This is a genomic window from Geomonas ferrireducens, from assembly GCF_004917065.1.
Taxonomy (GTDB): Bacteria; Desulfobacterota; Desulfuromonadia; order Geobacterales; family Geobacteraceae; genus Geomonas; species Geomonas ferrireducens.
In genome coordinates this window covers 341,197-356,258 of sequence record NZ_SSYA01000002.1, presented here as the reverse complement: position 1 = coordinate 356,258, position 15,062 = coordinate 341,197, and the positions used below count along the sequence as shown (strand labels likewise).

General features: G+C 61.6%; 10 protein-coding genes. 3 read left to right on the top strand and 7 right to left on the bottom strand.

Features of this window, described 5'->3' with window-relative positions:
- The 7 genes from ftsH to E8L22_RS10350 form a co-directional block, all read right to left on the bottom strand.
- Positions 1 to 1,839, bottom strand: a complete 1,839-nt coding sequence (gene ftsH, locus E8L22_RS10380; RefSeq protein ID WP_136525118.1) for an ATP-dependent zinc metalloprotease FtsH — start codon at positions 1,837 to 1,839, stop codon at positions 1 to 3.
- 178 nt (positions 1,840 to 2,017) lie between these two features.
- A complete protein-coding gene (gene tilS / locus E8L22_RS10375; RefSeq protein ID WP_136525117.1) occupies positions 2,018 to 3,394 on the bottom strand; it encodes a tRNA lysidine(34) synthetase TilS in 1,377 nt (458 codons plus the stop codon).
- A 198-nt stretch (positions 3,395 to 3,592) separates the two neighbouring features.
- Positions 3,593 to 4,105, bottom strand: coding sequence for a hypothetical protein (locus tag E8L22_RS10370; protein ID WP_135870185.1), 513 nt, complete (start codon positions 4,103 to 4,105; stop codon positions 3,593 to 3,595).
- A 152-nt stretch (positions 4,106 to 4,257) separates the two neighbouring features.
- Positions 4,258 to 5,112 (bottom strand): oligopeptide ABC transporter permease, encoded by an 855-nt coding sequence (opp4C, locus tag E8L22_RS10365; protein ID WP_136525116.1) that lies wholly within the window; start codon positions 5,110 to 5,112, stop codon positions 4,258 to 4,260.
- Between the two features lie 33 nt (positions 5,113 to 5,145).
- A complete protein-coding gene (locus tag E8L22_RS10360) occupies positions 5,146 to 6,126 on the bottom strand; it encodes an ABC transporter permease (RefSeq protein ID WP_136525115.1) in 981 nt (326 codons plus the stop codon).
- Positions 6,127 to 6,467: 341 nt separating this feature from the next.
- Positions 6,468 to 8,060 carry a peptide-binding protein gene (locus E8L22_RS10355; RefSeq protein WP_136525114.1) on the bottom strand — a complete coding sequence of 531 codons (1,593 nt, stop codon included), beginning with the start codon at positions 8,058 to 8,060 and terminating at the stop codon, positions 6,468 to 6,470.
- Positions 8,057 to 9,775 carry a tetratricopeptide repeat protein gene (locus tag E8L22_RS10350; RefSeq protein WP_136525113.1) on the bottom strand — a complete coding sequence of 573 codons (1,719 nt, stop codon included), beginning with the start codon at positions 9,773 to 9,775 and terminating at the stop codon, positions 8,057 to 8,059. Before E8L22_RS10350 ends, E8L22_RS10355 begins: the two co-directional genes overlap by 4 nt.
- 216 nt (positions 9,776 to 9,991) lie before the next feature.
- Between E8L22_RS10350 and E8L22_RS10345 the strand changes: the two genes are divergently transcribed.
- Genes E8L22_RS10345 through E8L22_RS10335 form a run of 3 tightly spaced genes read left to right on the top strand, consistent with a single transcriptional unit; the run spans position 9,992 to position 15,032 of the window.
- Entirely contained in the window at positions 9,992 to 11,554 is a 1,563-nt protein-coding gene (locus E8L22_RS10345) for a bifunctional aminoglycoside phosphotransferase/ATP-binding protein (protein WP_136525112.1), read from the top strand.
- On the top strand, positions 11,551 to 11,799 hold the full coding sequence (locus E8L22_RS10340) for a hypothetical protein (RefSeq protein ID WP_136525111.1): 249 nt from the start codon (positions 11,551 to 11,553) through the stop codon (positions 11,797 to 11,799). The genes E8L22_RS10345 and E8L22_RS10340 overlap by 4 nt, the downstream gene beginning before the upstream one ends.
- A complete protein-coding gene (locus tag E8L22_RS10335; RefSeq protein ID WP_136525110.1) occupies positions 11,799 to 15,032 on the top strand; it encodes a SpoIIE family protein phosphatase in 3,234 nt (1,077 codons plus the stop codon). The genes E8L22_RS10340 and E8L22_RS10335 overlap by 1 nt, the downstream gene beginning before the upstream one ends.
- The last annotated feature ends 30 nt before the right edge of the window (positions 15,033 to 15,062 follow it).

Sequence of the window (15,062 nt, the reverse complement as noted above, 5' to 3'; positions counted from 1 at the left end):
TTACTCGGTCACCGCAGGCTCGGAGGCGATCTCCTTGCCTTCGATGATGCGGTCCACTTCCTCGCCGGTCAGGTTTTCCTTCTCGATGAGGGCGTGCGAGATGCGGTGCAGGGCGTCGAGGTTGCTCCGCAGCAGGTCCTGTACGCGTGCGTAGTTCTGTTCGACGAGGAGCCTGATCTCGTGGTCGATCTCGATGGCGGTCGCCTCGGAGTAGTTCTTCTGGTGCGCCATGTCGCGCCCGAGGAAGATCTGCTCGTCTTTCTTGCCGAAGGAAACCGGACCGAGTTTCTCGCTCATGCCCCACTCGCAGACCATCTTGCGCGCTATGTCGGTGGCGCGCTCGATGTCGTTCCCCGCGCCCGTGGTCATGGAGTTGAAGATGATCTCCTCGGCTACGCGGCCGCCAAGGAGAACGGCGATGCGGTCGAGCAGCGACTCGCGCGAGTAGCTGTGCTTGTCCTCGATCGGGAGTTGCATGGTGACGCCGAGAGCGCGGCCACGCGGGATGATGGAGACCTTGTGCACCGGGTCCGCGCCCGGGATGAGTTTAGCGACGAGGGTGTGTCCCGCCTCGTGGTATGCGGTGTTCTTCTTCTCCTCGTCGGAGATGACCATGGAGCGGCGCTCGACACCCATGAGGACCTTGTCCTTCGCGTCGTCGAAGTCGATCATCTCGACCATGCTCTTTTCCTTGCGAGCGGCGAGGAGAGCGGCCTCGTTGACCACGTTGGAGAGGTCCGCACCGGAGAAGCCAGGGGTCCCGCGGGCCACAACGCCGAGGTCGACGTCCGGGGCGAGCGGGGTTTTCTTGCAGTGCACCTTGAGGATCATCTCGCGCCCCTTCACGTCGGGACGCGGCACCACGACCTGGCGGTCGAAGCGGCCCGGACGAAGGAGCGCCGGGTCGAGAACGTCGGGACGGTTGGTGGCGGCGATGAGGATGACCCCTTCGTTGGACTCGAAGCCGTCCATCTCGACCAGAAGCTGGTTCAGGGTCTGCTCGCGCTCGTCGTGACCGCCGCCCAAGCCGGCGCCGCGGTGACGGCCGACTGCGTCAATCTCGTCGATGAAGATGATGCAGGGAGCGCTCTTCTTGCCCTGTACGAAGAGGTCGCGCACGCGGGAGGCGCCGACGCCGACGAACATCTCGACGAAGTCGGAACCGGAGATGGAGAAGAAGGGAACGCCCGCCTCACCCGCGATGGCGCGGGCCAGAAGGGTCTTGCCGGTACCCGGAGGGCCCATGAGCAGCACGCCTTTCGGGATACGGCCGCCAAGTTTCGTGAATTTCTTCGGATCCTTCAGGAAGGAGATGATTTCCTCAAGCTCTTCCTTGGCTTCCTCGATGCCGGCCACGTCCTCGAAGGTGATGCGCCCCTGCGCCTCGGTGAGAAGCTTCGCGCGGCTCTTGCCGAAGGCCATTGCCTTGCCGCCGCCACCCTGCATCTGGCGCATGAAGAAGATCCAGACCGCTACGAGGAAGATGATCGGGAACCAGGAGATGAGCAGCGAGAACCAGGAGAAGTGCTCCTCCTCCGGGCGGGCCGACACGGCGACCTTCTTCTCGATCAGCAGGTCGGTCAGCTTGGCGTCTGCCGGTTTGAAGGTCCTGAACTCCTTGCCGTCGGCGAACTTGCCTAAGACCTCGTCCCCCTGGATGACGACGCTCGCCACCGGACGGTTCACGTTCTTCACCTTGCCGGTTTCCACGGCCTCAATGAAGTCGCTGTAGTCGAGTTTTTCCTGGGTCGGCTTCGGCTTGTTGAACAGGTTGAACAACAGGATCATCATCAAGCTGATAACAAGCCAGAGCGCCAAGTTTTTATAGAATTGATTCAAGTTTCCTCCCGATTAATCGGTGTGCCGCAACCCCGTGTACTGTCAGTGTTTGCCGTTGATACATAGCACGGGCCGCGAGGTTGAAGTTCGTCTTATGCCAAGCATTTATGAGAAAGAAAGAAAAAGCATTCAAATGAGTAAAAAGGATTACCATAAAGGGTGCAGGTTGACAAGAGCTTTAAGGTGTAATTTCAAGAATTTCCAAACGCAAAACCGCGTCAGCTGCGGGTTTTACCCGTCCCTTCTCGGCAACTCTCACGCCGGCTACCCAGATGACATCCCCTGCGCTGAAAACAAGCGGCACCCTGCTGCGCTCGTGCGGCGGGAGTTTCTTGTTGATGAAGAGCTCCTTCACCTTCTGTGAGCCGTTCAGCCCCATTGGGGTGAAGCGGTCACCGGCCGCAAAAGGGCGCACAAGCCATGGAAAAGGTGCAGCTTCCGCCGACACGTAAGCGATCTTCTCAGAACCGGTAACGAGGTCGGCAGGCCGTGGCACCCGCTGCACGCTGAGCGTCATGCCGTTCGGCAAGGGGTGGTTCCCCTCCCCCGAAATCGCCACTTCCCATCTCTGCTCGATCGGCTTCGTTACCGAGGTGAAGCGAAGTTCGTCGTAGCTGCGCTCGACACGCAGATCGTCCGGGAGGTTTAAGCTCGCGTTGGGGCGACTGGAGGCGACGAGGCGGTCGATCGCCTCGAGGTGCGCCAGCGCGATGCGCATGAGGTCTCCGCGCAGTTCGCGCAGCGCGTGACGGTACAGGCGCAGACGCAGGCCGCGGCGTTCGCCGAGCAGGGAGGCGATCCCCAGGCGGACGCTTTCATCCTCACTGCGGGCCAACCGCGCGAAGGTCTCGTCGGTCAGCTGCTCGAGGAGTTCCTCGTCCGAGGCGAGGATTTCCGCAGTGGCGGCGAGTCGCTCGGTCACCTTGGGGTTGTACTTTTTAAGCAGTGGGATCAGCTCGTGGCGGATGCTGTTGCGCAGGATCGCGGTGTCCGCATTAGTCGAGTCGGTGCGCCAGCTTAGGCCGTGTTCTGTCAAGTAACGCTCAAGCTCGGCGCGGGTTACTTTCAGGAGCGGCCGTTTCAGCATGTTGTCGCCGACCGCAGCCATGGCGCTCAGCCCGGCGCCGCCGGAGCCGCGCAAGAGGCGGATCAGCACCGTCTCGGCCTGGTCGTCCATGTGGTGGGCCAAGGCGATGCTGGTCGCGCCGTGACGGCGGGCGACCTCGCGGAAAAATGCGTAGCGTGCCTGACGTCCGGCGTCTTCAAGGGAAAGCCCTTCCGCAGCGGCGAACGAGGCGACATCGACCCGTATCGATAGGAAAGGGATATGGTAGCGGGCGGCGAGGTCGGCAACGAAGCGTTCGTCTTCGTTTGATTCCGCGCCTCTGAGGCAGTGGTTCAGGTGGGCGACGATGAGTTTCAGGCGTTCAGTATCGAGCCGGGTGAGGATATCGAGGAGAGCCACCGAGTCGGCGCCGCCCGAGACCGCGACCACCACGGTTTCACCGGTGGAGAAGAGGTTTTGGTTGCGGACTTTGGCGATTAGGTCTTTCAAACGGCATGGGCTCCGTGAGTGTTGAGTAGCGAGAGCGATGAAGAGGTCGGCTGGTCAGGACGTTTTTATGGTCACCACCGTGCCCCCCTCTCCCGCCTGCGGACCGAAGCCCTACGGTGGGCGAAGGCCCGGAGGGAGGGGAGGATTTTGCCAATCGGAGCAAGGTTTCAACGTTGAACGTTGAAGGTTGAACGGGTTCTAGTCCTTAAGCGTGCACTCCTTCTCCCAGGTGAGATACCCGTCCCCGACGATATCCCAGAAGCTCTCGATGCGCCCGGCGTAGTAGTCGAGTTCCGAGCATTCAGCCTCGATGGCCTGGAGGAACTTGAGCGAGATCAACTGGTGCCCGTAAAGGAAACGGTAGAACTCGCGGACCCCGGCAAGGTAACCCTCGATCTCGTCGATGAGCGGCTCCATGGTGTTGACGATGTACCAGTTGCCGGCGAACTGACGCACGATCCCCGCACGCTCGTCGAAGATGCTGCGCTGCTTGATGGAGACGACAAAATCGCGGGTGAAGTAATCGGCGGCGCCGGCCAGTGCCGTCGCCTGTTCCGGCGACATGCCCGTCTGCTGGATCTCCTCGTAAAAACGGTGCAGCAGGTCGCTGACCAGTTTGTCGACCCGCACCTCATCCTCGAGGGTGGTCGGAACGTAATCCCTTTTATCGACCTTCAATACGTCAAATGCCTCTTCGCAAAATTCTGCCATGTGCACCTCTTTCTCTAAAGATGTTCAACGTTCAGCGTTCAACGTTCGCCACGGCTTTCCTTGTCCGCCCCTGCATCGTGGCGGCAGTCAAATCGTACAGTGCCACGAGACGGCAACTTGTGGAACGCAGAACGCGGAACGTTGAACGGCCGTTAGCCTCGCCTTCTCGGGTCGAGTGCGTCGCGGATCCCCTCCCCTACCAGGTTGTAGGAGAGCACGGTTACCAGGATGGCGAGCCCCGGGAAAAGGGAAAGCCACCAGGCGAATTCTATGTAGTCCTTGCCGGAGGTCAGGATGTTCCCCCAACTGGGCGTCGGCGGCTGCACCCCGATGCCGAGGAAGGAAAGTGCCGACTCGGTGAGTATGGCGCCTGCCACACCGAGCGTCGCCGAAACCAGCACCGGCGAGAGCGCGTTGGGGAGGACATGACGGAAGATGATGCGCAGATCCGACGCCCCTAACACGCGGGCGGCCAGGATAAAATCGCGGCTCTTCAAGGAGAGAACCTCGGCACGCACCAGACGCGCAACCCCCATCCATCCGGTAAGCCCGATGATAACCATGATGTACCAGATGGAAGGCTCCAGCATGGCGATCACGGCAAGGATCAGGAAAAAGGTCGGAAAGCAGAGCATGATGTCGACGACCCGCATCAGCACCGAATCGATCCAGCCGCCGTAGAACCCGGCGAAGAGCCCCACCACCGTACCGACCACGACGGCGATGCCGACCGCGACGAAACCGACCTTCAGTGAGACGCGCGCGCCGTAGACGACGCGGGTGAAGACGTCGCGCCCCAACTCGTCGGTGCCGAACCAATGGTCCGCGGACGGCGGCAGGAGCACGTGCCACGCGTCGATGGTGTCCGGGCTGTACGGCGTCACGAGAGCCGCCGCCAAAGACAGCAGGAAAAGCACCGCGATGATGACGAGTCCCGCGGTCGCGAAGCGGTTGGTCGTGAAACGCTCCCAAAACTCCCTGGCCGGGCTGCTCACCTTGTCTCGCATGCCCCCTCCATGAAGCGACGATATCCGCATCCCCTACCCCTTTCCGTGCCTGATCCTGGGATCGGCGAAGGCGTAACTCAGGTCGGCCAGGAGGTTGCCGATCAGGGTGAGGCAGGCGCCGATGACCAGGATCCCCATGACGAGCGGATAGTCGCGTGCCATGACGCCCTGGTAGAAGAGCTGCCCCATCCCCGGGATGGAGAAAATCGTCTCAAAGATGACGCTGCCGCCGATCAGGGCGGGGAGCGAAAAGCCTAGCAGGGTGATCACCGGAAGAAGCGCGTTCTTCAAGGCATGCCGGTAGATGATCACGCGCTCCTTCACCCCCTTGGCGCGGGCGGTGGTGATGTAGTCCTGAGAAAGCACCTCGATCATGGTGGAGCGCATGTAGCGCGACAGCCCGGCAAGGCTCCCGAAGGTGGCGATGGCGATGGGAAGCACCAGGTGTTTGGCGAGATCGAGAACGCGCCCGAAAAAGGGGAGTTGCTCGCTGCCGAGCGAGTGTATGCCGGAGATCGGGAGCCAGGAGAGCTTCACCCCGAAGAAGTACATGCAGAGAAGCGCCAGCCAGAAGGTCGGCACGGCGAAACCGACGAAGACGAAGACCGAGATGGCGCGATCGAGCAGCGTGTCGCGGTGTACCGCCGCCAGGATGCCGATGGGAAGTGCCAGGCCGAATTCGAGGATCAGCGCGATCACGTTGAGCGAGATGGTGATCGGGATCCTTTCCTTGATCTTGTCGAGCACCGGGCGGTTGTCCGGCGCGAAGGAGCGGCCGAAGTCAAGCCGGGAGAGGTTCCCGAGCCACTTGCCGTACTGCACGTGCAGCGGCTTGTCCAGTCCGTAGAACTCGCGCAGCCGTGCCCGAGACTGAGCCGAGACTTTCGGGCTCATCGCCGTCTGCATCTCCACCGGTTCGCCCGGTGCGAGATGGATCACCGTGAAGGTGATCAGCGTGATCCCAAGAAGCAGTGGGATCAGCATGAGAATACGTTTTATCAGGTAGTTGGCCATAATCCTTTTGTTGAAGCGAAGCTCTTCACCCAGCTGCATTTGTCAGTGAGAAGCGCCCCTCCCCCAGGAGGGGGGAGGTCGGGAGGGGGGAAGCCTGATCGAGCCGCTGCGTTCCCCCTCCCTGTCCCTCCCCCTCCGGGGGCGGGGACGCTACGGCGCCTAAATCACCTATTCCACGTACCACTTGATGAAGTTATGCATGATCCCCGCTGGCGCCGGTTCGATCCCCTTTATCCNGGGGGGGGGGGGGGGGGGGGGGGGCCAAGCCTGATCGAGCCGCTGCGTTCCCCCTCCCTGTCCCTCCCCCTCCGGGGGCGGGGACGCTACGGCGCCTAAATCACCTATTCCACGTACCACTTGATGAAGTTATGCATGATCCCCGCTGGCGCCGGTTCGATCCCCTTTATCCTGGAGGAGACCACCGGCAGGGCGTCCGGGACGTACAGGAAGGTGTAGGGCTGGTCCTTCGCAAGGATCTCCTGGATGCGGTAGTAGCAGTCGCGCCGCTTCTCCATATCGAAGGTCCCCCTACCCTCCACGATGAGCCGGTCCAACTCGGGGTTCTTGTAGTTGATGAAGTTGAGTTCCTTGGGCCCGGTCTTCGAGGAGTGCCAGACGTCGAAGAGGTCCGGGTCCTGGGAGATGGTCCACCCGAGGAGCACCGCCTCGAACTTACCCTTGTCGATGAAGTTGGTGAGAAACGACGCCCATTCCACCACGCGGATCTTCACGTCGATGCCGACGCGCTTCAGCCGCATCTGGATGATCTGGGCCGCCTTAAGACGCTGGTCGTTACCCTGGTTGGTCAGGATGGTGAAGCTGAGCGGCTTCCCGTCCTTCGCCAGGATGCCGTTCGCTCCCATGACGTATCCCGCCTCACGCAAGAGGGCCTGGGCGCGCGCCGGATCGTACGCGGGGTCGTTTTCCACCTTCGCCTTGTAGGCCCAGGTCCCGGGCTTGTAGGGACCGTGGGCGATCTGCCCCATCCCGAGCAGCACCCCGTGGATGATCTCTTCCTTGTTGATGGCGCAGGTGATCGCCCGGCGCACCCTCGCATCCTGGAACATGGGGAGGCGCAGGTTGTAACCGAGGTAGGTGTAGGCGGAGGCCGGATAGCGGTACTTGTTGAAGCGCGCCAGGAACTCCTTGGTGTTGGTCTGGCGCTGGTACTGCACCGGGGAAAGCCCCATCATGTCGATGCCACCGGCCTTAAGCTCCATGTACATGGTGGAGCTGTCGGGGATGATGCGATAGACGTAGCGGGAAAGGCGAGGCTTCCCCTCCCAGTAGTTCGGATTCGCTTCGAGGATCAGGCGCTGTCCCGGAACCCATTCCTTGAAGATGTACGGGCCGGTGCCGATCGGGCTGCGCGCGAGCGGACTCTTGGTGATGTCCTTGCCTTCCAACAGATGGGCGGGGAGGATGTTCATCCCCCAGGAGGCGAGCGCCGGTGCGAAAGGCTTCGCGTAGCGTACCTTGAAGGTGTAGGCGTCCGGGGCCTGCGCGCTCTGCACCTGCTTGAAATCCTCGGCGTACGCGGTCGGAGTCTTGGGATCGACGGTGACACGGTAGGTGTAGAGCACGTCGCGCGAGGTGAAATCCTTGCCGTCATGCCATTTTACGCCGCGCCGCAGGTGGAAGGTGATCTGCAGGCCGTCCTGGGAGACTTCCCAGGACTCAGCCAGGTCCCCCTCGAGCTTAAGGTTCTTGTCGTAACGGACCAGGCCGTTGTAGACGAGCCCGGCGATGTCGCTCGACGAGGTGTCGGTAGCGAGGGTCGGGATGAGGGTTGAAGGCTCCCCGATACTCCCGGTGACAAAGGAGGAACCATTGGCGCCGGGTCCACGGCTCCCGGCCCGGTCCGCGGGCGCACCCTGGCTGCAGGCGGTCAGCGTCAGAAGGACGAGGAGGAGAAGACGACGCAGCGGGATCATTTCTCGCCGGCTTCCTGTCGGCAGTGTTTGATCTTCTCGGCGAGCTCGGCGCTTTGCTCCGGCTCCATCTTCTGCAGCTTCTTGTAGAGCGGCAGTGCTTTCTTGTAGGCGCGGACGGCGCAGTAAGCGTCGGCCAGGTGCCCCATGACGATGGCGTCACCGTCGGAAAGCTCGACCGCACGCTCGAGCTGGGTAACCGCATCGTTGTAGCGCTTGAGCTTGAAGTAGGTCCACCCGAGGCTGTCCAGAATGAACCCGTCGTCCGGCTTCAGTTCGACCGCCTTTTTAAGGTAGGTGAGCGCCTCGTCCAGGTTCACCCCCATCTCCGCATAGGTGTACCCGAGGTAATTGAGCGCCTGCGCGTCGTTCGGGGTCGCCGCGATGACCTTCTTCATCATGTCGACAGAGAGTTCCTTTTGTCCCAGCTTGTCGTACATGATCCCCAACCGGAACAGGACACGCGGGTCTGCCTGGAGTTTCGCGTCCATCGACTTCAGGGTGTTGATGCCTAACTGGTACTGCTCCATCGACTCGTAAAAGCCGGCCAGATGCAGGTACGCTTCGATGCGGGAAGGCTGCTTGGCGATTTCCTCCAGCAGCAGGGTTACCCCCTTTTCCGGGTGCCCCTTCTCCTTGTACAGGTAGGCCAGGTGCCCCAGAGAGTCCAGGTAATAGGCGGAGTCCCGCGGGATCATCTGGAACTGCTCGATGGCCTGATCTACATCCTCTTTCTCCTCGAAGGCGCTGGCGAGATAGAAACGGACCTGCTGCGCGTCCGGCTCGGCCTTGAGGATATCCTGGAAGACCTTGATGGCCTCGTCGTAGCGTTCAAGCTCGAGCAGCAAAAGCCCGATCTTGCGAGAATTCTCCAGTGAACGCCCACCCTTTTGCTGCAACAGGGCGAGGGCCTCGTCGAGCCGCTTCTGCTGGATGTAGAGCTGCACGAGGTGCTGGATCACGTTGGCGTTGTTAGGGTTGATCTCAAGAAGGTCCTTGTAACTATCGATCGCGTCAGGGATGAGCCCCTGGGTCTCCTGGGAGATGCCCATCTCGATCAGGGCCTGCTCGAAGTCCGGCTTTATCTCGATGGCCTTCTTGTAATAGGCGAGCGCCTCCTTCGGCAGACGCATCTGCTCGTAGGTCTTGGCAAGGTAGTAGTACCCAAGCGCCGAATCGGGCGAAGCCTTCACCAGCGCCTTCAGCGTGTCCACGGCCTGCTCGTATTCGAAGTTCTTCAGGTAGTAGATGGCGACGTGCAGGTAGACGTCTTCCTTGGAAGGGTCGAGCTCGATCACCTTCTTGTAGTGCTGGACCGCCTCTTTTTCGCGCTGAAGCGTCATCAGGATGTTGCCGCAAAGAAGCTGTGCCGGCACTGACGAAGGATCGATGCCGATGGCCGCCTGGCATTCCACAAGCGCATCCTCGGGACGGTTTTGCTGGAGGTAGATCTGGGCCGCGGTGTGGTGCAGGAATGCGGAGTTCGGGTCGGCCGCTATCCCCTCGCGCAGCAAGACCTGCGCGGCGTCCAGGTCACCTTCGGCCGCCCGCAACCTCGCGAGAGCGAACAGGTACATGGTCTTCCCGCCACCCGGGGGCGGAGTCGGCGCTGTGATGGCGCCTAGATCGGCAAGCGGAGTCGGAACCGAAGCTTGCTCGGTGGCGCAGGCGTTGATCAACAGGGGTAGAAAAAGGAGCGGCAGACACTTCTTGGTCATGGGGTACCTGTGGCTTCGGTAGATTTGGGGCAAAAACCTAAAAAACGCGGCACCCTCTCTGGATACAGTATCCGTGGGTGGCGCGGTTAATTACCATGAAAGCTAGCATAAATAGGTAGCAGCGTCAAACAACATTTAGCTGCATTTTAAGCGGTTGCGCCTCAAATGCGGTATGGTACTATTCTCAAATGAAATCATAACTTTACCGGTAAAACGATGATCCGAAACGTTATAAAATCGCTACTTGAAGCTAAGGCCTACCCAGACCCGACGACAGAAGTGCGCCTGGTTGAGACACACGTCTCCTTCATATTCCTCACCGATCGCTTCGTCTACAAGGTGAAAAAGGCGGTAAATTACGGCTTTCTCGACTTCACCACCCTCGACCGTCGCCGCTTCTACTGCAACGAGGAAGTTCGCCTGAACCGCCGTCTTTGTCCGGAGGTCTACCTGGGCGTTGTCGAGCTGCGCGACACTACGGACGGCCCCGGTTTCGGCGGCACAGGTCCGGTGATCGACTACGCAGTGAAGATGCGGCGCCTGCCGCAGGAACGCATGCTCGACAGGCTCCTTGCCGAAGAAAACGTCGAAGCCCGGGACATGACGCGCATCGCACAGGCGGTGGCGCGCTTCCACGAGGGGGCCGAACGTGGTCCGGTGATCGATGCCTATGGCGAAACCGAGGCTATACGCGAGAACTGGGAACAGAATTTCCGACAAGCGGCCTCTTTCGTAGGTTTGACTATCTCAGCCGCCCAGATGACTGAAATTCGGCAGTGGGTGATCTCCTTTCTCCAGGAAAACGACGCACTATTCCGGGAGCGGGTGACCGGGGGCTTCATCAGGGACTGCGACGGTGACCTGCACTCCGGCAACATCTGCCTCACCGACCCGGTTTGCATCTTCGACTGCATAGAGTTCAACGACAAGTTTCGTTACATCGACACGGCCGCCGACCTAGCCTTCCTGCTCATGGACCTGGAATACGCGGATCGCAAGGACCTGGCCGGCGAGCTTCTTAACGCCTACCAGGCGGCAAGCGGAGACGTGGGGATGGCGCCGCTTCTCGACTTCTACAAGGCCCAGCGCGCCTTCGTGCGCGGCAAGGTGACCAGCCTGCGCCTGGAGCATGCGTCCCTCACCGAGGCAGAGCGTATCGAGGTCAAGGACACGGCGGTCCGCTACTTCAGGCTGGCGCGCGGCTACAGCTTGAGAGCAAGAATGCATCCCATGCTCGTCCTCACCTGCGGGATGATCGGAAGCGGCAAGAGCACACTCGCCCGCGCGCTCAGCCGGGAGTTGGGGTTCGCCCTAAAGCGTTCCGACGTGGTGCGCAAGGAACTGGCCGGCGTTGCCACCGTGGGAGCGGCGCCCACCCGGTCATACCGTGCAGGGATCTACAACAGCGACATGGATCAAGCCACCTACCTCGCCCTTCTGACAGAGGCGGAGCGCTCGCTTTCCCGGGGTGAAGGGATGGTGGTGGATGCCACCTTCCGGCGCAGTGCGGACCGGGAGCGCTTCCGCGAGCTCGCCTTGAGGCTGGGCGTCCCGTTTCTGCTCGTCGAGACGCGCTGTTCCGAGGAGGTCGCGCGCCTGCGCCTGGAGGCCCGAAACGGCGATGCCGCAGAGGTATCGGACGCGCGTTGGGAACATTACCGCCAGTTGGAGGCGGAGTTCGAGGCGCCGCAACCGGGCGAGGCAATCGTCGTCGACAGCGCCCTTCCCGTTCACCAAGGGGTCGACCTGGTGATCGAGGCAGCGGGGTTACCGTCATGAAAAAGACACTGAAGGAAGTGGTCATACACCGGCTCAAATTGAAGGACACCTGGGTCATCTGCTTCGTGCTCGGCCTGGTCATGATGAACTACCCGTTTATCAGCATCTTCAACAAGGAGGTTCTCCCCTTCGGGATACCGCTTCTCTACCTGTACCTGCTGGTCGGATGGAGTTTCTCCATCTTCATCGTCTACCTTTTCAGCCGCGCCGCGCGCCGCGAAACCGATACCAAGGGGCAGCTTTGATGCTTGAGGTCAACTGGGTCTGGGGCACTGCCCTGCTCTACATAGCCCTCCTCTTCCTGGTCGCCTACTACGCCGACCAGCGGCAGAAGGCCGGGCGCAGCATCACGGCCAATCCCTGGGTCTACTCCCTCTCCATCGCGGTCTACGCCACATCCTGGACCTTCTACGGCAGCGTCGGGAAGGCGGCCACCACCGGGATCGACTTCCTCCCCGTCTACCTGGGGCCCACCCTGACCGCCTTTACCTGGTGGTTTCTGCTGAAGAAGATGGTGCGCATCTCCAAAGAGAACAACATAACCTCCATCGCCGACTTCATCAGCTCCCGCTACGGTTCCTCGCAGTGGCTGGGCGCCATCATCACGGTGATCACGGTCATGGGGGTGATGCCCTACATCGCCCTGCAGCTGAAAGCGGTCTCCACCTCATTTACTATCATCACCGGCTACCACGACTTCCACCTCGGGTTCATGGAGCAGGCCTACATCCCATCCCCGCACCCCGGGCTATTCACGGCGCTGCTGCTCGCGGTGTTCAGCGTGCTCTTCGGTGCGAGACACCTGACCTCGACCGAGCGGCACGACGGCCTCGTGGCGGCCATCGCCCTGGAGTCGGTGGTCAAGCTCGTCGCGATGCTCGTCGTCGGCGCCTTCATCACCTACTTCGCCTTCGACGGCATGGGAGACATCTTCTGGCGCATGTTCCAGAAGGAGCCGCACACCTTGTCGCGCCTCGTCACGCTCGATGCCACCGGGGAGAACTCCTACTCCTCGATGTTCAGCATCCTCGCGCTCTCGATGAGCGCGGTCATGCTCCTGCCGCGTCAGTTCCAGGTCATGGTGCTGGAAAACGCGCACGAGGCGCACCTGAACAGCGCATCGTGGCGCTTTCCGGCCTACATGTTCCTCATGAACCTGTTCGTCATGCCCATCGCCCTCGCCGGGATCCTGATGACCGGGAGCAACACCGGCGCCGACTATTTCGTGCTCACCCTGCCGATGCGGCTTGAGTCGCCATGGCTCGCGCTGGTTGCCTTCCTGGGCGGGTTCTCGGCATCGGCGGGAATGGTGATGGTCGAATCCATCGCCGTCTCCACCATGCTTCTGAACCACGTGCTGATGCCGGTCGTGATCCGCTTCAGGCCGCAGTCCTGGTTCCCACTCCTGCTCATCAACCTGAAGCGCTTCGGCATCGTGCTCGTCATCCTGCTCGGGTACCTGTACCAAAGCGCGGTGGGCGAGACCTACATGCTCGCCAACATGGGGCTCATCTCCTTCTCCGCAGCGGTCCAGTTCGCCCCCGCCCTGATCGGCGGCCTCTACTGGCCGCGCGGCAACAAGGCGGGCGCCATAACCGGGCTTTTGCTCGGCTTCGGGGTCTGGTTCTACACCCTGCTCCTCCCCTCCGTGCTGCAGGCGGGAGGTTGGCAGACCGACCTTTTGCTCTACGGCCCGTTCGGGATCGAGCTGTTGCGCCCCCAGGCGCTCTTCGGGCTGACCGGACTGGACGAGTTCACCCACACGCTCTTCTGGAGCATGTTCATGAACATCGCGGCCTACCTATCCCTCTCCATCCTGCTTGGCCAGGGGGAAAAGGAGAGCGAGCAGATGAACCGCTTCGTGCGGGTCTTCTCGTCTGAGGGGACGCCGCAGTGGGAGACCAAGCGTCTCTCGAAGCCGGTGACCATCGTGCAGTTCGTCACCCTCATGTCCAAGTTCATCGGCGAACAGCAGGCCCACGCCGCGATCGCGGACTACCTGGGCGAACGCGAGATCGACGGCAAGGGAGGGGTCTCCGAGTTCGAGCTCCCGAACCTGAAGCGTTTCGTGGAGAAGACCCTCGCCGGGTCGCTTGGGGGGGCCGCCGCCGGCGCGGTGGTGGAGAGTTTTCTCAGCGACATCGGGTCGAGGATGGAGCCGGTGTTCGACATATTTTCCACGGTGCGCACCTCGCGCGACCAAAGCCGCGAGGCTCTCTTCGTCAGGCTGCGCGCCTCGGAGATCATGAGCCGCTCGCTCGAGCTCGACATCATCATGGGGGATCTTCTCGAGCTTCTTTTGCGCGAGTTCAAGCTCGACCTCGCCGTGATACGGCTTCTTAACGAGGAGTCGGTACTGAAGGTCCGCTCCTACCGGGGCGTCGGCGGGGAGAGGATCACCGCGGAAGACCGCATCCTCGAGATAGACACCCACGTAGGAGAGGCGTTTCTCGGGCGCCGTACCGAATTTTTCAATGACACCGCCTTCATAACGAAGCCGATCGCCAAGGAGATCTTCCAGAAGGAAGGGATCAAGTCCTTCGCGCATATCCCGATCGCGAGCGAGGGGGCCCCTCCGGTTGGGGTGCTTTCGGTATTCTCCCGCTCCATCATCGGCCTTTTCACCGAGCAGTTCGTCGAGCTTCTTGAAAGCCTCGCGGGACAGCTCGCCCAGGCGGTGCGCATCGTCGAGGAGCGCGAGGCGAAGGAGCGCGAGCGGCGCCAGAAGGAGGCTGCACTTCTGGAGAACGCGCGGGTCACCCGCGACCTCGAGCTCGCCAAGCAGATCCAGCTCTCGCTCCTGCCGGAAAGCCCACCGTCACTCCCCGGGCTGCGCATCGCCAGCCGCTGCGTGCCCGCCGCACACGTCGGTGGCGACTACTACGACTTCTTCCATCGCAGCACCGGCGTGATGGACGTGGTCATGGCGGACGTCTCCGGCCACAGCGTCGGTGCCGCCCTCATCATGGTCGAGACGAGGAGCGTGCTGCGGGCCCAGATGCAGGAGTCGAGGTCCCCGAAGGACCTTTTGAAGCTTTTGAACGAGCTTTTGTACGAAGACCTGACCGGCGCCGAACTCTTCATCACCATGTTCTGCGCAAGGTACGACGGCGCGCAACGCGCCCTCACCTTTGCCAACGCGGGTCACACCCGCCCCATCCTGTTCCGCGGCGGGACCTGGCAGGAGTTGGACGCGGAGGGACTCATCCTGGGTGTCGAAAAAAATGTCGTTTTCGAGGAGCGCCATACCCCGCTGGAACCTGGGGACCTCCTCTTCATTTACACCGACGGCATCATCGAGGCGGAGAACGACGCGGGGGATTTCTTCGGGGTGGATCGGCTTTGCCGGCTCCTCTCCGGGCTGCTTGACGCGGAGCCTGAGGTGGTGATCGAAAGGGTGCTGACCGAGGTGGGAAACCACGCCTGGCCCCAACCTTTACAGGACGACATTTCCATGGTAGTCATGAAGGTGGCGTGACCGCAGGGGGGGCGCCTCTTGCTAAATGTC